Raw genomic sequence first — 26,286 nt, forward strand, 5'->3', positions numbered from 1 at the left:
GCATCGGTGGTGGATGGCGCGCTCCCCCGAGAAGCGGAACGCGACAGTCTCGGGCGTTGCCCGGTTTCAGGCAGGAACCATGGCGTCCCAGAGAAGTTTGGAGCCCAGCAGCATGGAGAAGACGAGGAACATCGCCTTCATGCGGTGCGGCGACAGGGTCTTGGCGGTCCAGGCGCCCATCATTCCGCCCACGGCACATCCCAGCAGCAGCGGAATGCCCAGCTGGAAGTCGATCACACCCTTGCTGGCGAAGGTGCTCACCGAGGCCCCCACGACCAGCAGGTTGATGCGTGTCATGACCGAGGCGCTCTGCACGAAGCTGAGCCCGAAGAAATGCATGAGCGCGAAGATGAGGAAGGTACCGAAGCCCGCGCCGAAGAACCCGGAATACACGCACAGCGCGAACACCGTAGCCACGCCCCCGGCCGACATGCGCCCCCCCCCTGCCCCCGGTGCGACGCCTTTGGCCGAGAGGTCGGTGCGGTAGGTGATCCACAGCACGCACGCCATGAGCACGACGACGAGGATCTTGAGCAGGCGCTCGTCCATTCCGGTGGCCAGCAGGGAGCCCGCCACGGAGCCCGCCACGCACAGCGGCCAGAGCAGCCAGGGCACGGCCACCTCGGAGCGCTGGTCCTGGCGGTGCACCAGCGCTCCCGTGGCGAAGGAGCCGATCAGCGCGAACTTGACGGTGGCGATGGCGGTGGCGGCCGGATGCCCGAGCAGCAGCAGCAGCGGCACGCCGAGCGTGACGCCCCCGCCCACCGTGACGGCGACGATGCCCACGATGCCTCCCACGCCCGCGAGGGCGGCGCTCCAGAGCATCACCATGCGACGGACCGGTTGGGGGAAGACGGGGGAGCGATGTCCAGGTGCAGCCGGTCGCCCATCAGGGCGGCCGTCGTCAGGCGGAACCGGCCCAGGTAGCGCTGGAGCACTGCCATGCGCACGGCCACGCCATTGGCCGCCTGCCGGAAATAGTGGTTGAAGGGCGTGTCGTCCACGTCCTCCGGAAGCTCCGCGCCGCGGGGCAGGCAGTGCATCACCACCATGCCGCCCCGCAGGCCCTGCAACAGCCGGCGGTCGACGCGGCAGCGCTCCAGTTGCACGCCATGGGAGGCCGCGTCGCGGTACTGCTCGCGCTGCACGCGCACGACATAGACCACGTCCACCTGGCCCAGCAGGTCGGCAGCGCAGGCGTGCTCCTGGACGCCCGCGCCGGCGACCTGCGCCAGCGGCACGTGCTGCGCCTGCACCGCGTCGGCGTCGCCCACCGCATCCACCACATGCACCCGCACGTCGCGGAAGGCGCGCAGTCCGGCCAGCAGCGACTTGGCCGCCCGGGAATACCGCAGCCCTCCGCAGATGCCCACGCGCAGGCCATCCAGGGTGCCGAAGTGCTTGCGCAGGGTGAAGAGATCGATCAGGGTCTGTGTCGGATGGCGGTGCAGGCCTTCACCTGCGTTCACCACGGGCACGTCGAGCTCCTGCGCCATGCGCTCCACCATGCCGTCCTGCGCATGCCGTGCCACGACCAGGTCTGCGTAGTAGCCCGCCATGCGCAGGGTGTCGGACGCGCTCTCCCCCAGGCCCATGCGGGTGTTCTGCATGTCGCCCATGCTCAGCACCTTAGCGCCCAGCCGGTGCGCGGCCGCCTCGAAGCTCAGGCGGGTGCGGGTGCTGGGCTCGAAGAACGCGGTGCAGACCAGCGAGCCCGCGAGGCTGTATGCGAACTCGCCCGGATGGCGGCGGATGTCCTCCGTCACGTCCAGCAGGTTCTCGATGTCGCCGCGCGACCAGTCGTCGATCGATACGAGGTTCTGGCGCGCGGCCCTGGGGCCAGGGGTACGTGGATGCCCATCGGCGGGCAGAGGACGGGGGCACTGCGACACTGGAAACAATCTTGTTGTGCGGATGAGCTGACTTTCTGCTTCAATCTTCTTTCCGGGGCTTCCATAAGAGAAGTTTTTCTTTCTTATACGAAACATAAAAATCATTTTGGAAACAACCATCGATCTAGAGCAGCTCCGCACCTTCGCCCTGGTGCTCGAGCTGGGGAGTTTTTCTGCGGCGGCGGAACGCCTGGGTCTCACCCAGCCCGCCGTCAGTGTCCAGGTCAAGAAATTGGAGCGTGCACTGTCCGTGCGGCTGGTCGAACGCGTGGGACGGCGCGTGAGCGCCACGCCTGCCGGCAGCGATCTGCTCGCCCAGGTCCCGCACGTCGCGACCGCGGTGGCCAACGCGGTGAGCGCGGCGACCTTCCATGCCGTCGGGGTGTCAGGCACCGTGCGCCTGGGGACGGGCCTCACGCCGTGCCTCTACTTCCTGCCGGCGGTGCTGCGCGATCTGCGCAAGCGCTATCCGTCGCTGCAGATCGTCGTGAGCACCGGCAATACGGAAGATTACGTGCGCCAGGTCGAAGGCAACATCGTCGATGTCGCCCTCGTCACCCTGCCCGTCAACTCCCGCGCGATCGCCGCGACGCCGGTGCTGGAGGACGATTTCGTGGCCATCTGCCGCCGCGGCACCTGCCAGTGGCCCGATGCCGTGACCGCGGGAATGCTGAGCGAACAGCCGATGGTGAAGCTCGGCACCGGAACCACGACGCGCACGCTCGTGGACGAATGGCTGCGCCAGGGCACCGGGCCGCTGCGCCCGCCGGCGATGGAGTTCGACAGCGTCGAGGCCATCAAGGCCATGGTCGCGGCGGGCCTGGGCTGCGCCGTGCTGCCCCGCATGGCGGTGACCGGCCCGGGCCGGCACAAGGACCTGGAGATGCGCCCGCTCGAACCGAAGCTGCGGCGCACGCTCGCCTTCATCCTGCGCCAGGACAAGCCGGTGAACCGGGGCCTCAAAAAGGTGCTGGAAGCCATCGCGGACGGCGCCCGCGTGTTCAAGTCCAAGGACTGAGACGCGCCCATCCCGGGGCGGGGCACCGGCGTGCCGGCATTTCCACGCTACGGCACCCGCCGGCGCGGGCGCCGGGTATCCTGCGGGCGGTGAATTATGCGCAGCTCCTCTTTCCGGATTTCTCCCTCATCCTCTTCGGATACCTGATCTGCCGCCATACGGCGCTCAACCGGTCTGTCTGGCAGCCCGTCGAAAGCCTGGTGTATTACCTGCTCTTTCCGGTGCTGCTTTTCCAGTCGATCGTGCGGACCCCGATCCACGTGGGCGAGACCTCGGGCCTGATCGGCGCGGGCGTGCTCACGGGACTCTGCGGCATCGGCCTGGCCTACGCGCTGCCGAACATTCCGGGGCTGTCGGGCCGCATCGATGCACGCGACCATGCCGCCAGCGCGCAGGTGGCGTTCCGTTTCAATTCGTTCATCGGGCTGGCGCTGGCCGAGCGGCTGGCGGGCGCGCAGGGCCTGCAGCTCATCTCGGTGCTCATCGGGGTCTGCGTGCCGATCTTCAATGTGGCGGCCGTGTGGCCCATGGCGCGCGCAGGCAGCCAGGGCTTCCTGAAGGAACTGGTGCGCAACCCGCTGATCCTGGCGACGGCTTCCGGTCTGGCCGCGAACCTGCTGGGCCTGCGCATTCCCGGATGGATGGAGCCCTCCGTGAACCGTGTCGGCGCCGCGTCGATCGCGCTGGGGCTGATGTCGGCGGGCGCGGGCATGCAGCTCGGGCTCCTGACGCGCAGCAAGCTGCTGTCGGCCTCGGTGCTCGCCATACGGCACCTCGTGCAGCCGGTGGCCGCCTGCCTGCTGGCGCGCTGGTTCCGGCTCGACGCCGTGCAGACCACGGTGCTGATGGCCTTCTCGGCGCTGCCCACCGCGTCCACCTGCTACGTGCTGGCCGCACGCATGGGCTACAACGGGCCCTATGTGGCGGGCCTGGTGACGCTGTCCACCGTGCTGGGCGTGCTCAGCCTGCCGCTGGCGCTGGGCTGGCTCGCGCCCTGAGCGCCGCGCGCGGCCCGCTCATGCGGCCGGCGGCTCCGGCATCCCGGCGCCTGCCTGCGCCAGGCCCCACGCCACGTGTTCGCGCACCAGGGGGCTCGGATCGTCCAGGCGCGACGCCAGTGCGGCCCGCAGGGCCGGGTCGCCCGTGGCACGCAGCGCATTGCCCAGCGCCACGGCCACGTTGCGCAGCCAGCGCTCGTGCCCGATGCGGCGGATCGGCCCGCCTTCGGTCATGCGCAGGAACGTGGGCTCGTCCCAGGCGAACCATTCGGCCAGCGGGCGACCGGAGAGCCCGGGGCGCTCGTCGAAATCGGGCACCTGCGCAGGCTGCGCGAACTTGTTCCACGGGCAGGCGAGCTGGCAGTCGTCGCAGCCATAGACGCGGTTGCCCACGAGCGGCCGGAGCGCTTCCGGAATCGGCCCGGAATGCTCGATGGTGAGGTAGGAGATGCAGCGCCGCGCATCCACGCGCTGCGGTGCGACGATGGCGCGGGTCGGGCAGACGTCGATGCAGGCCTGGCAGGAGCCGCAATGCGCGCTCACGGGCTCGCTGGGCGCCAGGGGCAGATCGACGTAGATCTCGCCCAGGAAGAACATGGAGCCGGCTTCGCGGTGCAGCACCAGCGTGTGCTTGCCGCGCCAGCCCTGCCCGCTGCGGCGGGCGAGCTCGGCCTCCAGCACCGGCGCGGAGTCGGTGAACACGCGGTGCCCGAACGGCCCCACGGCGCCCGCGATGCGGTCCGCGAGCTTCTGCAGCCGGGCGCGCAGCACCTTGTGGTAATCCCGCCCCCGGGCATAGACGGACACGATGCCTTCGCGGGGCCTGTCCAGGCGCGACAGCTCCGCCGCCTGCCAGCCCGTCGGCGAGCCCTCGCGCTCCGCGGTGCGCTCCAGGGTCTGCCGCGGCAGGTAGTCCATGCGCACGGTGATCACGCTCACGGTGCCGGGAACCAGCTCCGCCGGCCGGGCGCGCCTGAGCCCGTGGGATTGCATGTAGTGCATTTCTCCATGGAACCCTTGGGCCAGCCATTGCATCAACCCCGGCTCCGCCGATGACAAATCCACGCCGGCGACGCCGATTTGGGAAAATCCCAGTTCGCGGGCCCAGCCTTGCATTTGAGGAACGAGTTGACTGCTGCACGACATCACCCCGGGATTGTAGAAAGCCCCTCCGGAACCGACACCCTGCAAAGGGTATGGCGGAGCGAGGACGACACTGCGGCCTTCGCGCGCGCGCTCGCTGCGCAGCCTGCGCTGGCGAATGCCTTCATCACGCTGCACGGCGACCTGGGTGCGGGCAAGACCACCTTCGTGCGGCACCTGCTGCGTGCCCTGGGCGTGCAGGGCCGGATCAAGAGCCCCACCTATGCAGTGGTCGAACCGCACGACACCTCCACCGGGCCGGCGTGGCATTTCGACTTCTACCGCTTCGGAGATCCCCGCGAGTGGGAGGACGCAGGCTTTCGCGACATCTTCGCGGGCCCCGGGCTGAAGCTCGCCGAATGGCCCGATAAGGCCGCGGGATTGCTCCCCACCGCCGACCTCGTCCTACAGATCGAAGCATCCCCTCCCGCCAATGGCGCGTACGATGGGCACGGCATGGCCCGGCTGGTCCTGCTGCGCGCCGGCACGCCCCTCGGCCGCACCCTGGTGCAAGCACTTCCCGCAGCATGAGCGAAGACGCCCCCCCCCTTTCCCCTCCTCCCGCCGCCCCCTCGCCTCCGGCGCATGGCCCGTCGCGGCGCAGGCTACTGCGCGCCGGATCCCTGGTGCTCCTGCTCGGGGGCGCGCAGATCGCGCGCGGCGCGGGCATCGTCGCGGTGCGCGTATGGCCGGCGCAGGACTATTCCCGCGTGACCATCGAATCGGACCAGCAGCTCTCCGCCAAGCAGTTCTTCGTGGCGACGCCGCCGCGGCTGGCGGTGGACATCGAGGGCATCGACCTGAATCCCGAGCTGCGCGAACTGGTCGCGAAGGTGAAACCGGACGACCCCAACATCGCCGGCATCCGCGTGGGCCAGAACGCCCCGGGCGTCGTGCGGCTGGTGGTGGACCTCAAGCGCGCCGCGCTGCCCCAGGTCTTCACCCTGCCGCCGATCGCCGCCTACCGGCACCGGCTGGTCTTCGACCTCTACCCCGCCGAACCCGAGGATCCGCTGGAGACGCTGATCGCCGACCGCCTGCGGGATGCGGGACCGGGCACTGCCTCCGCGGGCACCGCCGCCGCGCCGGCCCCATTGCCCAACATCGCCGCGGCCAGGCCGGGCACGGCCGGCGACCCGCTCGGCGACCTGATCGCCCAGCACAACGCGCCACCGGGAAAAGGCGCTCCCCCGGCGCCGGGCGGCCTGCCCGCGGCATCGCCCGGTCCCACGGCGCCGGTGGCCACACCGTCCGGTGCACCGGCGGCCGCGCCCCCGGCAGTGGCTGCCGTGCCCGCGCCGCCGCATGCGGGCAGCGGCGCGGCGCCAGCCGCCCCGGCCATTGCCCGGGCGACCGACCGGCTCATCATCGTCGCCCTCGATCCGGGCCATGGTGGAGAGGACCCGGGCGCCACCGGTCCGGGAGGAACGCGCGAGAAGGACGTGGTCCTCAAGGTCGCTTTCCTGCTGCGCGACCGGATCAATGCCACCACCGTCGGGGGCAACCCGATGCGCGCCTTCATGACCCGCGACGCGGATTTCTTCGTGCCGCTGGGAGTGCGTGTGGAAAAGGCCCGGCGCGTGCAGGCGGACCTGTTCGTCAGCATCCACGCAGACGCCTTCACGACGCCGGCCGCGCGCGGCGCGAGCGTCTTTGCGCTCAGCCAGAGCGGGGCGTCCAGCACTGCCGCGCGGTGGCTGGCCAACAAGGAAAACCAGTCCGACCTTGTCGGCGGGCTGAACGTGCGCAGCCAGGACAGACACGTGCAGAGCGCCCTGCTCGACATGAGCACCACGGCGCAGATCAACGACAGCCTCAAGCTCGGCAGTGTGCTGCTGGGCGAGATCGGCAACATGGCCAGGCTCCACAAGCCGCGGGTGGAACAGGCCGGGTTCGCCGTGCTGAAGGCACCGGACATCCCCAGCGTGCTGGTGGAAACGGCCTTCATCAGCAACCCGGAGGAAGAGGCCAAGCTCCGCACGGCGGCCTACCAGCAGCAACTGGCGGATGCACTGATGCGTGGCATCACCCGCTATTTCGCCAAGAATCCGCCGCTCGCGCGCAGCCGGTCCGTCTGAAATCCGTGGCATCGCCCGGCCGATGCCGGCGGGCCGCCGGTGCACGCGCAGGCATTGCCTTGCGGCGCCGGCCGGGCCACAGTTCCACACATCCCACGACGAAACGCCCCGCGGGGCCCGAGGAGTTTTCCATGGCTTTGCAGCATGCCCATTCCGCCGAAGTCGTCAGCGTCCGGCCCCTGGGTGCCGCGCTGGCGGGCACCGCCACCTCGGCCATCATCAAGGCCGCGCAGCTCGAAGTGATACGGGCCGTCTTGCCTGCAGGCAGGGAGCTTCGCCAGCACGAGACGCCCGGGGAACTCACGATCCAGTGCATCGAAGGGGAGGCGGAGCTGCACACCGCGTCGGGCGCCAGCCTGTTGCGCACAGGCGACCTCGTCCACCTGCAGGCACATGCGGTCCATTCGCTGCGCGGATTGACCGATGCCTCGCTGCTGCTGACGCTCTGCCTCGTTCCCGAATGAGGCGGCGAGCGGGACAGTAACGTCCTACAACCGGCGGTTGGAGCTGCTTACACACGCCTGGAGCGAGTAAGGCGATAGTGGGCACATGGGTAGAAGGACATTCCCTGAGCCTGCAATTCCACACAAGGAGCACACCATGAACTACCGCCACCTCCTCTCCGCCGCCGCCTGCGTCGCCGCACTGGGCCTGGCAGGATGCTCTTCCAATCCGTCCAACGCACAGATTGGCACCGGTGTCGGCGCCGTGGCTGGTGGCGTGCTGGGCAGCGCCGTCGGTGGAACTGCCGCCACGGTGGGTGGCGCCGCAGCTGGTGCACTCATCGGCCACGAACTCGGCGAAGACCGCGACCAGCGCCGCCGCTGATCCTCCGCGCCTCGTTCCGACCCTTTTGCGAAGCGGCTTGCGCAGCTTCGCACCACGAGCCGCTCGCATGGCAGTTGCCACGCGAGCGGCTTTTACGTGGGCCCTGTGCCCGGGGCGAGCAGGTTGCCCAACCCCGTAATGGATAAAAAATATTTATCCTCACCCATGAATTAACGAATAACCGATAAAGCTAGCAGCGGCTAGCATTCATCTTCCATTTTTGCAGAGGAAGGTCGCTGTCCATGGCTCCTTTTCCCCATCCGCCGCGCACCGGAATGCCGCCCTGTGCCGAGGGCGGACAGCCCCGCAGGTCGGCCCTGCGGCTGCTGGGGCCGGGCCCGGCGATGGCAGAGGCCTTTCCGCCGGCCGGTGACGACTTCAGCGCATTCGCCGAGGAGCAGATCCTGCGCATGCCCACGGCAGAAGGCGGCCATCTCTGCTACCAGGACCGCGGCAGGGGGCCCGCCGTGCTGCTCGGCCACAGCCATCTCGGGAACTCCACGATGTGGGAGCCCCAGATCCGGGCACTCTCGCGCTGCTACCGCGTGATCGCGCCAGATCTCTGGGGCCATGGGGCGTCGGGCCCCCTGCCGCGCGGCACGCATGATCTCCAGGCGCTCGCAGGGCACATGTTGTCCGTGCTCGATGCACTGCAGATCGACGAGTTCGCGGTTATCGGCCTGTCGGCCGGGGGCCTGTGGGGAGCCGAGCTGGCTCGGCTGGCTCCCGGGCGCGTCCGCAGCCTGGCGCTCATGGGCGCCCACCTCGGCGCGGAACCTGAAGCGACGCACCGCCACTACTCGGACCTGCTCGACGCGATCGAGGCCGCAGGACGCATCACCCCATCCCTGGTGCAGGCCATCGTCCCGCTCTTCTTCCGGGTTGGCACCGATCTGGATGCACCGCATCCGGCAGCATTTGCCCACGGCCTGGCGTCGATGCCCGCCGACCGGCTGCGCGATTCGGTCATCCCCCTGGGAAGGCTCCTGCTGGCGCGGGGCGGGGCGCCGGGCCGGCTGGCGGCGCTGGATCCGGCCACCACGCTGATGATGTGCGGCGACAGCGATACCGCATGCCCGCCCCGCGGCATGCAGGATCTTGCGGCATCGCTCGGCTGCGATGCCGTGCTGGTGCCGGCCGCAGGCCACCTTTCGAACCTGGACAACCCCGAGGCCGTCAACCACCACCTGCTGCGGTGGCTGGAGCGCACGCTGCGCTGACAGCCGGGCGGGGCCGTGGCAGCCCCGGGCCCTTTCGTATCAGGCGGCCTGCCGGCGGCCGGCGCGCCAGGCGCCGAAGATCGCGATCAGCCCTGGCACCAGGATCAGCGCCCAGATGATCTTGTCCAGGTTCGCCTGCACCCAGGGGAAGTTGCCGAAGAAGTAGCCCGCCGTGCAGATGCCCAGCACCCACAGCAGGGCGCCGCCCACGTTGTAGGCGGTGAATTTGCCGCGGTGCATTTCTGCCACGCCCGCCACGAACGGGGCGAAAGTGCGGATGAACGGCATGAAGCGCGCCAGCACGATGGTGATGCCGCCATAGCGCCCGTAGAACGCGTGGGCCTGCTCGAAGGCCCTGCGGTTGAACCACCGCGAGTCCGGCCACTGGAACACCTTGGGCCCGAAGTACCGGCCTATGGTGTAGTTGCATTGGTCCCCGAGCACGGCCGCCACCAGCAGCACGGCGCAGGCGATGGGAAAGCTCATCAGGCCGGCGCCGCACAGCGCGCCCACGATGAAGAGCAGGGAATCCCCTGGCAGGAAGGGCATGACGACGACGCCCGTTTCCACGAACACGATGGCGAACAGCAGTGCATAGACCCAGGGGCCGTATGCGGCCACGAAGGTCGCGATGTGCTTGTCCACGTGCAGGATGAAATCGATGAGGAACTGGATGGCTTCCAAGGCGGGTCCTTCAGGAGCGGCGGAGCGAAAAAATGGGTGGTGCGCGCGGGCGGGTCTTTCGTCCCTGCGGGCAGAGCGGACACCCCGGCGGCGCGGCGCGTAACTCTAACCGCACTGCCTACAATGCCGCCCGATGACCCCAGAGCCTGCCTCCCCGCGCCGCCCGATCCGCGACCTTCCGGACGAACTGATCAGCCAGATCGCCGCGGGCGAGGTGGTGGAAAGGCCCGCGTCGGCCGTCCGCGAGCTCGTGGACAACGCGCTGGATGCCGGCGCCCGGCAGGTCACGGTGCGTCTGCTGGCGGGCGGCGTTCGCCTGATCGCAGTGGAAGACGATGGCTGCGGCATCCCGCCGGAGGAACTGCCGGTGGCACTGCGCCGCCACGCAACAAGCAAGATCACCAACCTGCACGACCTGGAGTCGGTGGCGACCATGGGCTTCCGGGGCGAGGCGCTGGCCGCCATCGCATCGGTCTCGGAAATGGCCCTGCTCTCGCGGACGGAGGAGCAGTCCACGGCGTTCCTGCTCGATGCGCGCAGCGGCGAACTGCGCCCTGCGGCGCGCAGCCGCGGTACCACCGTGGAAGTGAAGGAATTGTTCTTCTCCACGCCCGCGAGACGCAAGTTCCTGAAGACCGACGCCACGGAACTGGCGCATTGCATCGAGGCCGTGCGCCGCCATGCGCTGGCCCGGCCGGATGTCGGATTCGCGATCTGGCACGAAGGCAAGCTGGTCGAGCAATGGCGCGCGACGCTGGCCGCCCCTGCGGCCTCGGCGGATGGCGCCGTGGACGATGCGGCGCTGGAGGATGCGCTGGCGCGCCGGCTGTCCGACGTGCTGGGCGAGGACTTCCTGGCCGAGTCGATCGCCGTGCGCCACCGCTCCGGGCCGGTGACCGTCACCGGCAGGGCCGGGCTGCCCGACGCCGCGCGCTCGCGCGCCGACCAGCAGTTCTGCTACGTCAACGGCCGGTTCGTGCGCGACAAGGTGCTCACGCATGCGGCCCGCAGTGCGTACGAGGATGTGCTGCACGGGCAGAAACAGCCGGTGTATGCGCTCTATGTGCAGATCGATCCGATGCGGGTGGACGTGAACGTGCATCCCACCAAGATCGAGGTGCGTTTCCGCGACAGCCGCGAAGTCCACCAGGCCGTGCGGCATGCGGTGGAAAACGCCCTGGCGGCCCCGCGCGCGCAGGCGCTGGCGGCCGCTGCGCAAGGTGCCGCCGAAGCGGGCGCACCCGCCGCAGATTCACCAACGGCACCTGCTGTGCGCATGCAGCCGCCCGCCATGCTGCCCCGGCAGGCCGCGATGCATTTCGATGCCCGCCCCGGGCACCGGGTCACCGACCTGGAAGCGCTCTGGGGCCGCAAGGACACGATGCCTTCCGCACGGTCGGACGGTGCTGCGGCGGCCTTCGCGCAGCCCCCCGGGCCGCATGCGCCGCTGCCTTTTGCCCCGGCTCCGGGGGCACCTGCCACCGTGCAGGAGGCTCCCACAGCCTATGCCAAGACCACCGGTGCGCTCCCGGCTACGAACATGCCCGCAGTCCCGCAGGCAGGCATCGCCCCGGACGGCGCAGGCACTTTCGCGGCAACACCCGACGCCTCTGCGCAGGCCGAGGCACCCACCGGCGCCGACCCGGAGGTCTGGCCGCTGGGGCGCGCGGTGGCCCAGATCCACGGCGTCTACATCCTGGCCGAGAACGCCCAGGGCATGGTGATCGTGGACATGCACGCCGCGCACGAGCGCATCGTGTATGAGCGCCTCAAGGCCCAGGTGGATGCCAGCGAGCGCATCGCGAGCCAGCCGCTGCTGATTCCCGCCACCTTCGCCGCCACGCCCGAAGAGGTGGCCACGGCGGATGTCCACGCCGATACGCTCGCCATGCTGGGACTCGAGGTGTCGCCCTTCTCGCCCCGTACGCTGGCGGTGCGCGCGGTGCCCACCTCGCTCGCGCAGGGCGATGCGGTGGAACTGGCGCGCAGCGTGCTCGCGGAACTGGCGGCGCACGACGCCACCACCGTGGTGCAGCGGGCCCGCAACGAGATCCTGGGCACCATGGCCTGCCACGGCGCGGTGCGCGCGCACCGGCGGCTGACGCAGGACGAGATGAATGCACTGCTGCGCCAGATGGAAGTGACCGAGCGTTCCGACCAGTGCAACCACGGCCGGCCCACGTGGCGGCAGCTGTCGATGCGCGAGCTCGACGCGCTGTTCCTGCGCGGACGCTGATCCGCCCGCGCCTGGATCAGTTGTCGCGGGCGGCCCTGGCCTGGTCGGGGAAGTCCGAGAACACGCCGTCCACGCCGAGTCGGAAGAACTGGCGGTATTCGGCCGCGGGATCGCCCTGGTAGTCGGAGGCGAGCCGCTTGGCCTCGCTGCGGAACGTATAGGGATGCACGAACAGGCCGGCCGCATGGGCATCGGCCACCACGCGGGTGGGCGACATCACGATGCGGTCGCGCTCGTCGATGACGCCGTCGCCGTTGAGGTCGTCAGGCTTGCCGTCGTTGTTGGCGTCCTGGATGCGGGTCGGTATCAGGTAGGGCTTCCAGGGGCCGATGCCGTCCGCATAGGTCTTCACCTCGCGCAGCCCCTCGGGCGTGAGCAGGCTGGCGAAGGTGCGGCGGTCGCCCGCCACCGCGAAATCGTAGAGCTTGTCGTAGGGTGCGGTCAGGTCGATGCTGCCGTCGGGTTTCACGTCGTTGCCGTCCACGAGCTGCACGAGGCGCACCTGGGTCTTCGTGCGCAGGTACTTGAGGTTGGACACCTCGAAGGACTGCACCATGACCGGCGAGGCTGCCCTGGTGTAGCCGTACTGCGCGAGCGTGTCGAGCAGCCGGTCTTCGAGCTTCAGGTTCAGGTTGGCGTGGTAGGTGGGATGCTTGGTCTCGATATAGACGCCCACGGTGCGGCCCGCCTTCGCTCCTTCCGTGCGGGCGAGGTCCAGCACCTCGGTGAGGGTCGGGATCTGGAAGCGGCCGTTGAAGGACTGGTCGCGATCGGCCAGCGGCTGGATGGCGCGCAGGGTCTTGATCTCGGCCAGCGTGAAATCGGAGGCGAACCAGCCCTCTTCCTGCACACCGTCCACCATCCTGCGGGTCTTGCGGCTGGCGAACTCGGGGCGCTGCGACACGTCGGTCGTGCCGGTGATGTTGGGCTCATGGCGGACGATGAGCACGCCGTCCCTGGTCGCCACCAGGTCCGGCTCGATGAAGTCGGCACCCAGCTCGATGCCGCGGCGGTAGCCTTCGAGCGTATGGTCGGGCAGGTAGCCGGCGGCGCCGCGGTGGCCGATCACCAGGGCCCTGGAGCCGTCGAGGGTGGAATGGATGCTGCCGCCGTTGCCGCCGCAGGCGGACAGGGCCGCGCATGCGGCGGCAGCCAGGGCCAGCCGGCCGGTGAACACCAGGGCGGCGGCCGGGCCGCGCGCGATTCGTTGCGTCGTCATGGGTCTCTTCTCCCTTGTGAATGGACGGTATGCGCCCGCGCGCACTCTGTCGGTGACGCATGACAGCCCCGTGACACCGCCGCGCACCCCGCCGGACGCGCGGCAAAGCCCGGATCAGCGGCATCCGCACAGGGTAATTCCAGGGTTCGGCCCGTCAACCCGGGGAACCATGGTGCGTTTCTTGCAGGAAGCCCTGCGGCCCGCACGGGCCCGACGAACTTTCCCTACCGACCGGACTCTGTTCCTTTCGATGAAACGCTGGCCCCTCTTCTCCTCCATCGCGCTCGCCATCGCAGTGACGGCGGGCTGCGCCACCCTCGACGCGAAACAGCGCGAATGGATCTTCCAGCCCAGCGACCGGGCCTGGGGCGGCGCGCAATCCACGGACGACATGCAGGACGTGTGGATCGCGTTCGATTCGCGTGCCACGGGCAAGGCGGAGAAACTGCACGGGCTCTGGATGCCCTCGGACCGGGCCAATGCGCCCGTGCTGCTGTACCTGCACGGTGCGCGCTGGAACGTCTCCGGCTCCGCCGGCCGCATCCGGCGCATGAACGACATGGGCTTCTCGGTGCTCGCGGTGGACTACCGCGGCTTCGGGCGCAGCAGCCCCACCCTGCCCTCCGAGGCGACGGCGCTGGAAGACGCCCGGGCGGCCTGGGACTGGCTGGCCGCGCGGGAGCCCCGGGCGCCGCGCTACATCTTCGGCCATTCGCTGGGCGGGGCGATCGCCATCGACCTGGCCGCCATGGTGCCGGACGAACAGGGCACCATCGTGGAGGGAACGTTCACCAACATTCCCGAGGTGGTGGCCACGTTCAAGTGGGGGTGGCTGCCCATCTCGGGCCTCATCACGCAACGTTTCGAGTCGATTCGCAAGGTGGCGCACATCGGCTCGCCGCTGCTCGTGGTGCATGGCAGTGACGACAGCCTGATTCCGCCGTCCCTGGGCAAGCGGCTGTACGAAGCGGCCCAGGGGCCGAAGCGTTTCGTCCTGGTGGAGGGCGGCACCCACCACAGCACCAACAGCGTGGGCGAAGCGCAGTACCGCGAGGCGCTGGCGGACCTGTTCCGGATCCCCGCCGGACCGGTGCCTGCGCGTGCGCCGGTGCAACGGGCCTCGGCCGCCAGTTCCGCGGCCTGACCGGGCCAGGGCCCGTAGATTCAGCCCCCTGCGGAGGCCGCGGCGGCGCCCCGTGCCGCCAGGATCTCCGGCAGGTGCCCACCGATCCAGTCGGCCAGGGCCTGCACGTGCCGGCCGACCTCGCACCCCAGGGGCGTCAGGCGATACTCGACATGCGGCGGCACGACGGGATAGGCCCGGCGATCCACGAAACCGTCCCGCTCCAGCACCTGCAGCGTCTGCGCCAGCATGCGTTCGCTCACGCCACCCACCTTGCGCCGCAGTTCGCTGAACCGCAGCGTGCGGCGGTCGAGCGCCACCAGCACCAGCACGCCCCAGCGGCTCGTGACATGCTGCAGGATTCCCCGCGCCGGGCAGTCCGGCGACAGCACATCGCCCCGGCGCATCAGTTCGGCCAGGGGGAGGGACGCCCCGACACCGGAGGCCGGAGGCGGCGGGCGCGACGGCTCCGGAGCTGCGTCGGCAGATACGGGGACGGGGATGCTGGGGCGCTGGTCCATCACTTACCTTTTTGTAGGTACTTACGAAAAGTTTGCTTGATGGTTATTGTCGCGTCTTCGTTCAACCGTCACAAGGAACAGGACATGATCGCCATCACCGGAGCCTCCGGCCAACTCGGCCGCCTCGTCATCGACGCCCTGCTGCGCACGGTTCCCGCCCGGAACATCGTGGCGCTGGTGCGCACCCCGGCCAAGGTGCAGGACCTCGCAGAACGCGGGGTCGTGGTGCGGCAGGCGGACTACGCCGCCCCCGCCGGCTGGGATGCGGCCCTGCAGGGCGTGCGCCGGCTGCTGCTGGTCTCCAGCAGCGAAGTGGGGCAACGGACGGCGCAGCACCGCACCGTCGTCGATGCCGCGCGGCGCGCGGGCGTGGAACTGCTGGCCTACACCAGCGTGCTGCGCGCAGACACCTCGGCCCTGGAACTGGCGCGCGAGCACCGGGACACCGAAGCGCTGCTGCGGGAATCCCGCGTGCCCCACGTGCTGCTGCGCAACGGCTGGTACACCGAGAACTACCTGGCCGGGGTGGGCACCGCGCTGCAGCACGGCGTGCTGCTGGGCAGCGCGGGCGATGGCCGCATCGCATCGGCAGCGCGGGTGGACTATGCCGAAGCGGCGGCCGCGGTGCTGCAGGCACCGGACCAGGCCGGCAAGGTGCATGAACTGGCGGGTGACAGCGCCTACACGCTGGCGGAGCTGGCTGCGGAAATCTCCCGCGCGTCGGGCCGGTCCATTCCCTACCGCAACCTGCCCGAAGCGGAGTACGCCAGCATCCTGGAAGGCGCCGGCCTGCCCGCACCGTTCGCAGCCATCCTGGCGCAGTCCGATGCCGCGGCGGCGCAGGGAGCGCTTTTCGACGGCGGCGGCCAGCTGGCACGGCTCATCGGCCGGCCGACAACGCCCTGGCAGGGCCAGGCGGACGAGGCCGTCCGCGCCGCCATGCCGGGCTGACCTGCCGGCGCGGGCAGGCACTGCGCGCTGGTACGCTCCGGGGGATCATGTCCACTCCCCCTTCCCTGCCGGCCGCCGGTGCGCCGGCACTCCACCTGCCCCGCGAAGCGGCCGCACCCGCGCTTCCTGCCTGCCTCGCGCTGGCGGGCCCCACCGCGTCGGGCAAGACTGCCGGGGCTCTCGCCCTGGCCCGTGCGCTCGCGCCCCATCGTCCCGTGGAAATCGTGAGCGTGGATTCGGCGCTGGTGTACCGCGGCATGGACATCGGCACAGCCAAGCCGACGGCCGCCGAGCAGGCGGCCGTGCCGCACCACCTGATCGACATCCGCGATCCGCTGCAGCCCTACAGCGCGGCCGAATTCGTGGCCGACGCGCAGCGCCTCGTGCGCGAAATCCGGGCGCGCGGCGCCCTGCCGCTGCTGGTGGGAGGCACGATGCTGTACTTCAAGGCGCTGTGGGACGGCATCGACGACATGCCGCCGGCCGACGCCGGCGTGCGGGCCCGCCTGGAAGCACAGGCCGCGGCCGAAGGCTGGCCGGCCCTGCATGCGGAACTGGCCCGCGTGGACCCGCAGACGGCGGCCCGGCTGGCGCCCGGCGACAGCCAGCGCATCCAGCGGGCGCTGGAGGTCTGGCATGTGTCCGGCCGGCCGCTCTCGAGCTTTCACACCCGTGCCGCCCCGTCCGGGAATGCTGCGGGTGCGGGACACGGGCCCATGCCGCTTTTTTCGCTCGAACCGCAGGACCGTGCCTGGCTGCACGAACGCATCGCCCAGCGCTTCGACGCCATGCTGGACGAGGGTTTCGTGGACGAAGTCCGGCGCTTGCGCACGCGCGGCGACCTGCACCCGGACCTGCCGTCGATGCGCTGCGTGGGCTACCGCCAGGCGTGGGAGGCTCTGGACGCCGAGGAGCGCACCGGCCGCCTCCCGCTGGCGGAGCTGCGCGAGCGCGGCATCGCCGCCACCCGGCAGCTCGCCAAGCGGCAGATCACCTGGCTGCGCGCGATGCCGTGGCGCCATGCGATCGCCTGCGATGCGCAGGGCGCCACGGACCGCTGGGTGGCTGTCGCGCTCGAAACGCTCGGGGTGCGGGCGTGACGGCCCACGGCGACGGAATCTCCGCGGGCATGCCGCTGCTGCAGGCGGCCGGGCTGACGCGCCATTACGGCACCGGCACGCCCGTTTTCCGTAGCGTCGATCTGGCGGTGCAGCCCGGGGAATTCATTGCCATCGTCGGCGAATCCGGCGTGGGCAAGTCCACGCTGCTCAACTGCCTGGCCGGGCTGGACCATTGGCAGGCCGGCAGTGTGCGCCATGGTGCGGCCGACCTGGGCACGATGGACGATGCGGAGCGCGCCCGCTGGCGGCGTGTGCACGTGGGTTTCGTGTTCCAGGCATTCCACGTGCTGCCGCACCTGGATGTGGCGCAGAACGTGGCACTGCCGCTGATGCTGCTGGGCCGCAGCGACCCGGCGCGGGTGGACCGCATGCTCGAGGCGGTGGGCCTGCAGGGCCTGGGCGCGCGGCTGCCCCGGCAACTGAGCGGCGGCCAGCTACAGCGCGTGGCCATCGCGCGCGCGCTGGTGCACGGCCCCGGCCTGCTGCTGGCCGACGAGCCCACCGGCAACCTGGATCCGGCCACCGCGGAACGGGTGATGGACCTGCTCGTCGCGCAAACGCGCGACCACGGCGCCGCGATGGTGCTCGTCACCCATTCGCGGGCCGCGGCGCAGCGCGCCGACCGCACGCTGCGCCTGACCGCGGACGGCATCCGGCCGGAAGGCATCGCGGCCGGCTGACCGCCCCGAACCGCCCTATTCGATCGCGAGCCGCTGCCCGCCGGTGCCGCGCTTCCTGGGCAGCGTCAGCGTGAGCACGCCGTGGTCGTATTTCGCCTTCGCTTCCTGCGCGTCGATCTCGGTCGGCAGCTGGAACGAGCGGGCGACTGCGCCGTAATAGCGCTCCGAGCGCAGCACCTTGTCGCCTTCGGTCTGCTGGTCGTGCTGCCGCACCTCGGCGCGCAGGCTCACAACGTTGCCGTCGAGCGAGACATGGATGTCTTCCTTGGGCACGCCGGGAATCTCGGCGTGCACGGTGTAGCCGCCGTCGCTTTCCTTCACGTCCACCTTGATCTGCTGCGGCGTGGGCAGGCCGTCGCCGTGCAGCGGGCGCACGTAGAAGCCGGGCGCGAAGTCCTTGAAAAATTCGTCCAGAAGACCGCCACGGGTCACGAGTGAATTCATGATGAGCTCCTTCGTCGTGTCGAACATCGGGGGTGGAAAACGTGCCGGCATGCCGGCCGCACTGCCCATATAGGCCTGCGGCCACGCGCTTCAAGACCCGTGCGGAACCGCCGAGGCACCCGCCGTGACGGCAGCGCCACAATCGCTCCATGCTCGCCTTGCTCCGCACCTTTTCCTGGCAGGAACTGCGCCGCCATCCCTGGCGCACCGCGGTGGCCATGGTGTCCGTCATGCTGGGTGTCGCCCTGGCCTTCGCGGTGCATGTGATCCATGCCTCCGCACTCTCGGAATTCAGCCAGGCCGTGCGCGCGGCCGGCGGCCAGCCCGACCTGCAGTTGCGCGCCGCGCAGGGCGACCTGCCGGAACTGCTCTACGGCCCCGTGGCCACCCACCCTTTGGTGGCGCGGGCGGGCCCGGTGCTGGAGATCCCCGTGCAGGCCGTCGCCCCCGGACGCAGTCCGGTGGCGTTGCGCGTCGTGGCGGCAGACGCACTGCTGCTCGGCACCATGGCGCCGGAACTCGCGCCGCGGCCGTTCCCGGACGCCGGCCGGCTCGCCATGCTGTCGCCTGCCACGCTGTTCCTCAACGCGGCGGCGCTGCAGACACTCGGGCTGGGCACAGACCGCGGCAGCCCGCTCACCTTGCGCCAGGGCCTGGCCGGGCACGCAGCCCGGGTGGCCGGCACGGTGGCGGCCGCGGGGCCGCCGCTGGCGGTGATGGACATCGGCGCGGCGCAGGATTTCTTCGGCCGCGCAGGCCGGCTGAGTCGCATCGACGTGCAGTTGCAGCCCGGCCGGCGCGTGGAGGATTTCCAGGCAGCGCTGCCACAGATGCTGCAGGCCGCGGGCCTGGAGGCGGCCGATGCGGCGGGCCTTGCCGTGGTGCGGCCGCAGGACACGGCACGGCGCACGGACGACCTGTCCCGCGCCTACCGGGTGAACCTGACGGTGCTGGCCCTGGTCGCGCTCTTCACCGGAGGCTACCTGGTGTTCTCCGTGCTGGCGCTGAGCGTGGCGCGCCGCGGTCCGCAATTCGCGCTGCTGGCGGTGCTCGGTGCCACGCCGCGCATGCGGCGGGCCCTGGTGCTGACCGAGTCCGCGGCCCTGGGAGCCGCCGGCAGCGTGGCCGGCATCGCGCTAGGCACGGGCCTGGCCGCACTGGCGCTGCGCGCCATGGGGGGCGACCTGGGCGGGGGATATTTCGATGGTGTGCGCCCCCCGCTGCAGTGGAGTGCCGGCGCCGCGTTGCTGTACGTGGCGCTGGGGACCGCGGCCGCGCTGGCGGGCGGCTGGTGGCCGGCGCGCGAGGCGGAACGGCTGGCTCCGGCCGCAGCACTCAAGGGGGCCGGCACGGCCTCCGACATGCAGCCCCGGCTGGCACTGCCCGCGATGTGCGCCGCGGCGGGGTGTGCATTGGCATTCGCGCCGCCGGTGGGGGGGCTGCCGATCGGTGCATACGCATCGGTCGCGCTGCTGCTGGTGGGTGGCATCGGCCTGCTGCCGGTGCTGGTGCATGGACTGCTGAGCCTGCTGGCCCCCTGGGCGGGCCGTCGCCCGCTGCCGATGCTCGCGGTGGAGCGTGCCCGGCGGATGCACGGCATGGCGGCCGTGGCAGTCGGCGGCGTGGTGGCCAGTCTGGCCCTGTCCGTGGCATTGACGGTGATGGTGGCCAGCTTCCGCGGCTCGGTGCTGCAGTGGCTGGACACCGCACTGCCCGCGCCGCTGTACCTGCGTGCAGCGGGTGCCGGCGGAGGCGGCGGCGATGCACCCTTTCCGCCGGGTTGGGACGACACCGTGGCGCGGCTGCCCGGTGTGGAACGGGCCGAGGCGCTGCGCATCGGCAGCCTGCTGCTGGATCCCTCACGCCCCGCCGTGGCACTGCTGGCCCGGTCCTTCGGGCGCGGCGCGGCGCAGACACTGCCGCTGCGCGAGGCACCGCTGGCCGTGCCGCCGGGGCACATGGCGGTGTACGTGAGCGAAGCGCTGGCCGATCTGTACGGGGTGCGGCCGGGCACCCGCTGGCCGGCGCTGTCCCGGGCCATGGCCCTGCGCGCGCTGGGCGCCGGACAGCCCACGGCCGAATTCTTCGTCGCAGGCATATGGCGCGACTATGTGCGCCAGTTCGGCGCGGTCGCCATGGAGCGCAGCGACTACATCCGGCTCACGGGCGATGCGGGCATCGACGATCTGGCGATATGGCCCGCGCCGGGCGCGGACGAGGCCGCGCTGCGGCTCGCCATCACGGCCCGGCTGCCGCAGGCGCTGCGCGAAGGCGGGGAGCCCGCCGTCGAGTTCAGCACCGCACAGGCGATCCGGGAACGTTCCCTAGCGCTCTTCGACCGCAGCTTCGCCGTGACCTACTGGCTGCAGGCCGTGGCCATCGGCATCGGGCTGTTCGGCATCGCCGCGAGCTTCTCGGCGCAGGTGCTCGCGCGTCGCAAGGAACTGGGCCTGCTGTCGCACCTGGGCCTGACGCGTCCGCAGATCCTCGGCGTGGTGGCGGGCGAAGGCGCGGCATGGACCGCTGTCGGGGCCGTCGCGGGGCTGGCGCTCGGCTGCGCCGTCTCGGCAGTGCTCGTCCACGTGGTGAATCCGCAAAGCTTCCACTGGACCATGGAGATGCACATCCCCGCAGCACGCCTGGCGCTGCTGTGCTGCGCCGTGGTCGCGACGGGCACGGTGGCAGCGTGGCTTGCAGGCTACTCGTCTGCATCCCGCCACGCAGAACTGGCGCTCCGGGAAGATTGGTAAATCAAATAAATGCTTACCACGTGATGCTTTTTGTTGAATTTCCCGCAGAATGACGTCATTGCGAATGGCTATGGGGTTCAGGGGAGGACGCTCCATGACAAGGTGCCCGAGCACCGACGAGGCCGTTCAACGTATTACTACATTCATCGCAGCCACCGGCCACCATCACCGGCCTGCAGGTTGCACCGGAGGATATCTTCATGCTTCGTCACCCACTGCGCTGGCTGGCCGGCGCCGCGCTCGCCGTCGCCCTCTGCGCACCCGCCGCGGCCCAATGGGTGGTCCCGCCGGGCTCCTCGCTCGACGTGCCTCCGGGCGGCACCGTGGACATCGCCTGCACGTCGCTGGACATGCAGGGCACGCTGAATCTCAGCGGCGGCACGCTGTCGGTGGACTCTTCCGCAACGTTTGCCTCCGGCTCCAACGTGACCGGCTCCGGCGGCACCATCTCGGTGGGCGGAGACCTCATCGCCACGGGTCCGGTGAACACCGGCAACAACACCCTCGTGCTGCGCGACGGATGCGACCCCGGCAACACTTCCCAGATCAGCGGCAACATCGTCGTGCAGAATCTCGTGCTGCAGAGCACGACGGGCCGCAACTTCGTCCTGCCCGCAGGCGCCAACATCACGGTGCTGGGCTCGCTCACGATCCAGGGCACCCAGGCGCAGCCGGTGCAGCTCACGGCCGCCAGCGGCACGGCCGTGGTCAACCTGGGCCCGAATGCCACCGTCACGCGCAATTTCGCCAGCGTGCCGCCCACGGTGCAGATCGGGGCTGCAGCGACGGCAGTGACCTCGATTCCCACGCTCAGTGAATACGGCCTGGCGCTGCTGTCGCTGCTGATGGTCGCGCTCATGGGCTGGAAACTCCGCGCACCGGTACCGCGCCCGCACCGCGCAGGCTGAATGAATGAATGAATAACCGGCCCGGGTGGAGCACCGCGGCCCAGGCCGGTACCTGTCGCGAGCGCCGCATGCGCGTTCCAGGACATCCAGAAAATCAATAGAGAGAGGGTTCCACCATGCCGAAGAAACGCCTGGGCCATCACTGGGCCGCCACCACGCTGTGCTCCGTCATCGCCCTGCATGCTGCAGGCGCGCTCGCCGCGGACGTGACCGTCACCCCTCCTGCCGGCGGCGGTTTCGTCGTCAAGGGCGGCAACCAGGAAAGGCTGCGCGTGCAGGGCACGGGCGAGGTCTACATCCCGGGCCTGCCTTCGACCGGCACGAGCAGCAACCTGACCTGCTATGACGCGGGCACGGGGCAGCTCACCAAGTGCTCCCCTGGCATTGGCGGCGGCGCGACGGGAGCCACGGGCCCCATGGGCCCTACCGGGGCGACGGGCCCTGCTGGCGCCACGGGTGCGACCGGCGCCACCGGCGCGGCCGGCCCGACGGGCGCCACCGGGGTGACCGGGGCCACAGGGCCATCCGGAACCGGCGCCACCGGGGCCACGGGCCCGACAGGCGCCACGGGGGTGACCGGAGCCACGGGCTCGACCGGCCCCGCGGGCAGCACCGGTGCCACGGGCGCCACCGGGGTGACCGGCCCGACCGGCACCAGCGGGGCCACGGGCGTGACGGGGCCGCAGGGCGCACAGGGTCCGCAGGGCGTTCAAGGTGTCCAGGGCAACACCGGGCCGACAGGGCCCGCCGGGGCGACCGGCCCGACGGGTTCGACCGGCAATACCGGCGCGACCGGGGCCACGGGCCCGACGGGGAGCGTCGGCACCCTGACGACTTCCGTGTCGGCCACCACGACCTGCAATGGAGGCACGGGGCAGGACAATCTGACGGCGACATGCTCCTCCGGCAATGTGGTATCGGGCGGCTGCAATTCGGCGGACTTCCTGAACACCATCTCGTCGTCGCGCCGCTCCGCCGCCAACCAGTGGACCTGCAAGTTCAACTGCACATCGGCTGCGAACGTGACGGCCGAGGCCTATTGCCAGTAGGCCCCCCACAACCGGGGCCGCTCCAGGCCCCGGTACGATACGCCCGGCGTCCACCACCCGATCCGCAGTGAGCCGCCCCCGCATCTGCCTCAACATGATCGTGAAGAACGAGGCACCGGTGATCATCCGGTGCCTCGCTTCCGTGCGGCCCTTCATCGACCACTGGGTGATCGTGGACACGGGTTCCACCGACGGCACGCAGGACATCGTGCGCGAATTCCTGCAGGGCGTGGCCGGCAGCCTGCACGAGCGGCCCTGGAAGAATTTCGCGCACAACCGCAACGAGGCGCTGGAGCTCGCGCGGCCGCAGGCGGACTACGTGCTCTTCATCGATGCGGACGAGCAGTTGCGCGTTCCCGAGGGGTTCGCCTGGCCTGTGCTGTCAGCCGACGGGTACATGTTCACCTGCCGCATGAACGACTGCGAGTACCTGCGCAACGCCATGGCCGCCGCGCGCGTGCCCTGGCGCTGGGAGGGCGTTCTGCACGAGTTCCTGGCCGCGCCCGCGCACGCGCCCTGGCAGCCGCTGCCCGGCCCGGTGATCGATGTGTCGCACGATGGCGCGCGCGCCCGCGATCCGCAGACCTACCTGCGCGACATCGCCGTGCTCGAACAGGCGCTGCGGGACGAGCCCGGCAACACGCGCTATGCGTTCTACCTGGCCCAGAGCCTGCGGGACGCGGGCCGGCTGCAGGAGTCGCGCGAAGCCTACCGGCGGCGCGCGGCGATGGGCGGCTGGGACGAGGAATGCTGGTTCGCGGTCTTCCAGGTCGCCGTGCTCACCGAGCGGCTGGAAGGCCCGCCGCACGAGGTGCGGGACGCCTATCTCGCGGCCTATGCGCAGCGGCCGGTGCGCGCCGAACCCCTGTGCGAACTGGCCCGCTACCACCGGCTGCGGTCGGAGTTCGCACTGGCCCACCTCTATGCGCAGCAGGCGGCGCGCATGCCGCGGCCCGCGGATATCCTGTTCGTGGACGCCGGCGTGTACGAGTGGCGCGCGCTCGATGAGCTCACCGTGAGCGCGTTCTACGTGCAGGCCTTCGAGCAGGGCCGCGAGGCGCTGCAGAACCTCCTGCGCGAGCGGCGCTTCCCGCCTTCCGAGGCCGCACGCATCGAAGCCAACCGCCCCTTCTTCGGGCTGTAGCGCAGGATGCGGAGCATGGGCGCCGCCACCCGCCCGCCCGCCCGCCCGCCTGCGATACTTCCCGCATGACCGCACTCCCCTCCTCCGGCGCCGCGCCCGGCGGCTGGCTGCACCAAGCCATTGCCCGCATCGAGGCTGATTACCACCGCAGCGCCGACACGCACCTCATCCCGCTCAACCTGCCGGCCTACGCGGCCCATGGCATCGACCTCTACCTGAAGGACGAGTCCACCCACCCGACGGGCAGCCTGAAGCACCGGCTCGCGCGCTCGCTGTTCCTGTACGCGCTGTGCAATGGCTGGATCCACGAAGGCTCGACCATCGTCGAATCCTCCAGCGGCTCCACGGCGGTGAGCGAAGCGTATTTCGCGCGGCTGCTGGGTCTGCCCTTCGTGGCGGTGATGCCGCGCCGCACCTCGGTGGAAAAGGTGGCGCAGATCGAGTTCCACGGCGGGCGATGCCACTTCGTGGACAGCCCGGCCCAGGTGTACGACGCGGCGCGCGCGATCGCAGCCGACACCGGCGGGCACTACATGGACCAGTTCACCTATGCCGAGCGGGCGACGGACTGGCGCGGCAACAACAACATCGCCGAGAGCATGTTCGTGCAGATGCAGCACGAACGCCACCCCGTGCCGCGCTGGATCGTGGTCGGCGCCGGCACGGGGGGCACAAGTGCCACCATCGGCCGCTACATCCGCTACCAGCGGTACGCCACCCAGGTCTGCGTGGCCGATCCGGCCGGCTCGGTGTTCGGCGCGTACTGGCGCTCGGGCGACGGCACGCTCACGGCGGCGGGCTCGCGCATCGAGGGCATCGGCCGGCCGCGCGTGGAGCCGAGCTTCATCCGCACGCTCGTGGACCACTTGGAGGAAGTGGCGGATACCGACTCGGTGGCGGCGATGCAGGTGCTCTCGCAATTGCTCGGACGGCGCGTCGGCCCCTCCACCGGCACCAATTTCGCGGCCATGCTGCGCCTGGCCAGCGGCATGCACAAGCGCGGCGAACAAGGCTCGCTGCTGTCGCTGCTGTGCGACTCGGGCGAACGCTACCTGCCCACCTACTTCGACGATGCCTGGGTGGCCGGCACCATCGGCGACTGCGCGGCCGCGCGCGCCGGCATCCAGGCCAGCATGGACGCCTGACGATGCCGGGCCGCCCGACGCGCCGCGCCTGTCTCGCCGCCGCGCTCGGCGCCGCGTCCGCCAGCGCGTGGATGCCCGCAGCGCGCGCACTGCCCGCGCGTGCCATGGCGTTTCCGCGCGACCACGGCAGCCACCCGGACCTGCGCACCGAGTGGTGGTACATCACCGGACACGCCCGTGCGGACGGCCAGGACTGGGGTTTCCAGATCACCTTCTTCCGCTCCCGGGTGGACGAGACCCGCACGCTGCGCTCCGCCTTCGCGGCCCACCAGCTGCTGTTCGCGCATGCCGCGCTCACCGACGTGGGCAGCGGCCGGCTGCTGCACGACCAGCGCATCGCACGCCAGGGCTTCGGCGTGGCACAGGCGCAGGAGTCCGACACCGCCGTCCGCATCGGGGACTGGTGGCTGGCCCGCAGCGGCACGGCGGACGGCGGCAGCCGGTACGCGGCCCGCATTCCGGCGGAACGCTTCAACCTGGAACTGCAGTTCGACAGCACCCAGCCCCTGATCCTGCAGGGCCGCCAGGGCCTGTCGCGCAAGGGGCCCCAGCCGGAGCAGGCGAGCTACTACTACAGCCAGCCCCAGTTGGCGGTGCGCGGCACCATCGCGCTGCCGGGCCGGCGCCTTGCCATCGGCGCGGACGGCAGCGGTGCCCCCCGCGCGGCGCGCGCCTGGCTGGACCACGAGTGGAGCGAGGCCCTGATGCATCCCGAGGCCGTGGGCTGGGACTGGATCGGCATGAACCTGGACAACGGCGGCGCGCTCACGGCCTTCCGGCTGCGCCGCCAGGATGGCAGCGCGCTCTGGGCCGGCGGCTCGTTCCGCGCGGTCGCGGATGCCGCGCTGCAGGTCTTCGAGGACGGGCAGGCCATGGCGTTCACACCCCTTCGGCACTGGACCAGCCCGCACACCGGCACGCGCTATCCGGTGGCCTGGCGCATCGACACGCCCGCCGGGCGCTTCGAGGTCGATGCCCTGGCCGACGACCAGGAACTGGACAGCCGCGGCTCCACCGGCGCGATCTATTGGGAAGGCCTCAGCACGCTGCGCGACGCCTCCGGCAGCGAGGTGGGACGCGGCTACCTGGAACTCACGGGCTACGGAGGCGCGCTGCGCCTGTAAAGGCGCAGCA

25 protein-coding genes are annotated in these 26,286 nt (G+C 70.6%); 18 read left to right on the forward strand and 7 right to left on the reverse strand.

Annotation, left to right across the window (positions count from 1 at the left end; all coding sequences use genetic code 11):
• Window positions 1–66 precede the first annotated feature (66 nt).
• Both BLR05_RS00440 and pyrB read right to left on the reverse strand, forming a co-directional pair.
• Window positions 67–831 (reverse strand): sulfite exporter TauE/SafE family protein, encoded by a 765-nt coding sequence (locus tag BLR05_RS00440; RefSeq protein ID WP_092831745.1) that lies wholly within the window; start codon window positions 829–831, stop codon window positions 67–69.
• Window positions 825–1,892, reverse strand: a complete 1,068-nt coding sequence (pyrB, locus tag BLR05_RS00445; RefSeq protein WP_092831746.1) for an aspartate carbamoyltransferase — start codon at window positions 1,890–1,892, stop codon at window positions 825–827. Before pyrB ends, BLR05_RS00440 begins: the two co-directional genes overlap by 7 nt.
• A gap of 106 nt (window positions 1,893–1,998) precedes the next feature.
• Between pyrB and BLR05_RS00450 the strand changes: the two genes are divergently transcribed.
• Together BLR05_RS00450 and BLR05_RS00455 are read left to right on the forward strand one after the other, a co-directional pair.
• The gene (locus tag BLR05_RS00450; protein WP_092831747.1) at window positions 1,999–2,910 is read left to right on the forward strand and encodes a LysR family transcriptional regulator; all 912 of its coding nucleotides are present in this window, start codon (window positions 1,999–2,001) and stop codon (window positions 2,908–2,910) included.
• Window positions 2,911–2,999: 89 nt separating this feature from the next.
• Window positions 3,000–3,908, forward strand: coding sequence for an AEC family transporter (locus BLR05_RS00455; protein ID WP_092831748.1), 909 nt, complete (start codon window positions 3,000–3,002; stop codon window positions 3,906–3,908).
• An 18-nt stretch (window positions 3,909–3,926) separates the two neighbouring features.
• On the opposite strand, the gene queG is transcribed toward BLR05_RS00455, so the two are convergent.
• Entirely contained in the window at window positions 3,927–5,024 is a 1,098-nt protein-coding gene (gene queG, locus BLR05_RS00460) for a tRNA epoxyqueuosine(34) reductase QueG (RefSeq protein ID WP_092831749.1), read from the reverse strand.
• A gap of 12 nt (window positions 5,025–5,036) precedes the next feature.
• Between queG and tsaE the strand changes: the two genes are divergently transcribed.
• The 5 genes from tsaE (at window position 5,037) to BLR05_RS00485 (ending at window position 9,177) form a co-directional block, all read left to right on the forward strand.
• Entirely contained in the window at window positions 5,037–5,582 is a 546-nt protein-coding gene (tsaE, locus tag BLR05_RS00465; protein ID WP_092831750.1) for a tRNA (adenosine(37)-N6)-threonylcarbamoyltransferase complex ATPase subunit type 1 TsaE, read from the forward strand.
• Complete coding sequence (locus BLR05_RS00470) at window positions 5,579–7,129, forward strand: N-acetylmuramoyl-L-alanine amidase (RefSeq protein ID WP_092831751.1); 1,551 nt, start codon at window positions 5,579–5,581, stop codon at window positions 7,127–7,129. The genes tsaE and BLR05_RS00470 overlap by 4 nt, the downstream gene beginning before the upstream one ends.
• A 131-nt stretch (window positions 7,130–7,260) precedes the next feature.
• Window positions 7,261–7,593: a cupin domain-containing protein gene (locus BLR05_RS00475; RefSeq protein ID WP_092831752.1), complete on the forward strand. Its 333-nt coding sequence runs from the start codon at window positions 7,261–7,263 to the stop codon at window positions 7,591–7,593.
• Between the two features lie 136 nt (window positions 7,594–7,729).
• On the forward strand, window positions 7,730–7,957 hold the full coding sequence (locus BLR05_RS00480; protein WP_013593771.1) for a YMGG-like glycine zipper-containing protein: 228 nt from the start codon (window positions 7,730–7,732) through the stop codon (window positions 7,955–7,957).
• 410 nt (window positions 7,958–8,367) lie between these two features.
• The gene (locus BLR05_RS00485; RefSeq protein WP_192883929.1) at window positions 8,368–9,177 is read left to right on the forward strand and encodes an alpha/beta fold hydrolase; all 810 of its coding nucleotides are present in this window, start codon (window positions 8,368–8,370) and stop codon (window positions 9,175–9,177) included.
• 39 nt (window positions 9,178–9,216) lie between these two features.
• On the opposite strand, the gene BLR05_RS00490 is transcribed toward BLR05_RS00485, so the two are convergent.
• The gene (locus BLR05_RS00490) at window positions 9,217–9,861 is read right to left on the reverse strand and encodes a DedA family protein (protein WP_092831753.1); all 645 of its coding nucleotides are present in this window, start codon (window positions 9,859–9,861) and stop codon (window positions 9,217–9,219) included.
• 133 nt (window positions 9,862–9,994) lie between these two features.
• Between BLR05_RS00490 and mutL the strand changes: the two genes are divergently transcribed.
• Window positions 9,995–12,097 (forward strand): DNA mismatch repair endonuclease MutL, encoded by a 2,103-nt coding sequence (gene mutL, locus BLR05_RS00495; RefSeq protein WP_092831754.1) that lies wholly within the window; start codon window positions 9,995–9,997, stop codon window positions 12,095–12,097.
• Between the two features lie 16 nt (window positions 12,098–12,113).
• Here the strand turns inward: mutL and BLR05_RS00500 are convergent, their stop codons facing one another.
• Complete coding sequence (locus tag BLR05_RS00500; RefSeq protein WP_192883874.1) at window positions 12,114–13,316, reverse strand: glycerophosphodiester phosphodiesterase; 1,203 nt, start codon at window positions 13,314–13,316, stop codon at window positions 12,114–12,116.
• 250 nt (window positions 13,317–13,566) lie between these two features.
• On the opposite strand from BLR05_RS00500, the gene BLR05_RS00505 reads away from it, so the two are divergent.
• Window positions 13,567–14,460 carry an alpha/beta hydrolase gene (locus BLR05_RS00505; RefSeq protein WP_092831755.1) on the forward strand — a complete coding sequence of 298 codons (894 nt, stop codon included), beginning with the start codon at window positions 13,567–13,569 and terminating at the stop codon, window positions 14,458–14,460.
• Window positions 14,461–14,480: 20 nt separating this feature from the next.
• On the opposite strand, the gene BLR05_RS00510 is transcribed toward BLR05_RS00505, so the two are convergent.
• Window positions 14,481–14,960, reverse strand: a complete 480-nt coding sequence (locus BLR05_RS00510) for a winged helix-turn-helix transcriptional regulator (RefSeq protein ID WP_092831756.1) — start codon at window positions 14,958–14,960, stop codon at window positions 14,481–14,483.
• 84 nt (window positions 14,961–15,044) lie between these two features.
• On the opposite strand from BLR05_RS00510, the gene BLR05_RS00515 reads away from it, so the two are divergent.
• Genes BLR05_RS00515 through BLR05_RS00525 form a run of 3 tightly spaced genes read left to right on the forward strand, consistent with a single transcriptional unit; the run spans window position 15,045 to window position 17,712 of the window.
• On the forward strand, window positions 15,045–15,911 hold the full coding sequence (locus BLR05_RS00515) for an SDR family oxidoreductase (RefSeq protein WP_092831757.1): 867 nt from the start codon (window positions 15,045–15,047) through the stop codon (window positions 15,909–15,911).
• Between the two features lie 47 nt (window positions 15,912–15,958).
• Window positions 15,959–17,011: a tRNA (adenosine(37)-N6)-dimethylallyltransferase MiaA gene (gene miaA / locus BLR05_RS00520; RefSeq protein ID WP_092831758.1), complete on the forward strand. Its 1,053-nt coding sequence runs from the start codon at window positions 15,959–15,961 to the stop codon at window positions 17,009–17,011.
• Window positions 17,012–17,040: 29 nt separating this feature from the next.
• Window positions 17,041–17,712, forward strand: coding sequence for an ABC transporter ATP-binding protein (locus tag BLR05_RS00525; protein WP_192883873.1), 672 nt, complete (start codon window positions 17,041–17,043; stop codon window positions 17,710–17,712).
• Between the two features lie 15 nt (window positions 17,713–17,727).
• Here BLR05_RS00525 and BLR05_RS00530 read toward each other — a convergent pair whose 3' ends face one another.
• Window positions 17,728–18,156, reverse strand: coding sequence for an Hsp20/alpha crystallin family protein (locus tag BLR05_RS00530; protein WP_092831947.1), 429 nt, complete (start codon window positions 18,154–18,156; stop codon window positions 17,728–17,730).
• Between the two features lie 149 nt (window positions 18,157–18,305).
• Between BLR05_RS00530 and BLR05_RS00535 the strand changes: the two genes are divergently transcribed.
• The 6 genes from BLR05_RS00535 to BLR05_RS00560 all read left to right on the forward strand — a co-directional run bounded on the left by BLR05_RS00535 (window position 18,306) and on the right by BLR05_RS00560 (window position 26,276).
• Window positions 18,306–20,906 (forward strand): FtsX-like permease family protein, encoded by a 2,601-nt coding sequence (locus tag BLR05_RS00535; protein WP_092831760.1) that lies wholly within the window; start codon window positions 18,306–18,308, stop codon window positions 20,904–20,906.
• A 200-nt stretch (window positions 20,907–21,106) separates the two neighbouring features.
• Window positions 21,107–21,814, forward strand: coding sequence for an IPTL-CTERM sorting domain-containing protein (locus tag BLR05_RS00540; RefSeq protein ID WP_092831761.1), 708 nt, complete (start codon window positions 21,107–21,109; stop codon window positions 21,812–21,814).
• A 116-nt stretch (window positions 21,815–21,930) separates the two neighbouring features.
• The gene (locus BLR05_RS00545; RefSeq protein WP_092831762.1) at window positions 21,931–22,863 is read left to right on the forward strand and encodes a collagen-like domain-containing protein; all 933 of its coding nucleotides are present in this window, start codon (window positions 21,931–21,933) and stop codon (window positions 22,861–22,863) included.
• A gap of 94 nt (window positions 22,864–22,957) precedes the next feature.
• Window positions 22,958–24,007, forward strand: a complete 1,050-nt coding sequence (locus tag BLR05_RS00550) for a tetratricopeptide repeat-containing glycosyltransferase (RefSeq protein WP_092831948.1) — start codon at window positions 22,958–22,960, stop codon at window positions 24,005–24,007.
• Between the two features lie 65 nt (window positions 24,008–24,072).
• Window positions 24,073–25,152, forward strand: a complete 1,080-nt coding sequence (locus BLR05_RS00555; RefSeq protein WP_092831763.1) for a PLP-dependent cysteine synthase family protein — start codon at window positions 24,073–24,075, stop codon at window positions 25,150–25,152.
• 2 nt (window positions 25,153–25,154) lie between these two features.
• Complete coding sequence (locus BLR05_RS00560; RefSeq protein ID WP_092831764.1) at window positions 25,155–26,276, forward strand: lipocalin-like domain-containing protein; 1,122 nt, start codon at window positions 25,155–25,157, stop codon at window positions 26,274–26,276.
• Window positions 26,277–26,286 lie beyond the last annotated feature (10 nt).

Origin of the sequence: Paracidovorax cattleyae (assembly GCF_900104515.1) — a bacterium.
GTDB classification, from domain to species: domain Bacteria; phylum Pseudomonadota; class Gammaproteobacteria; order Burkholderiales; family Burkholderiaceae_C; genus Paracidovorax; species Paracidovorax cattleyae.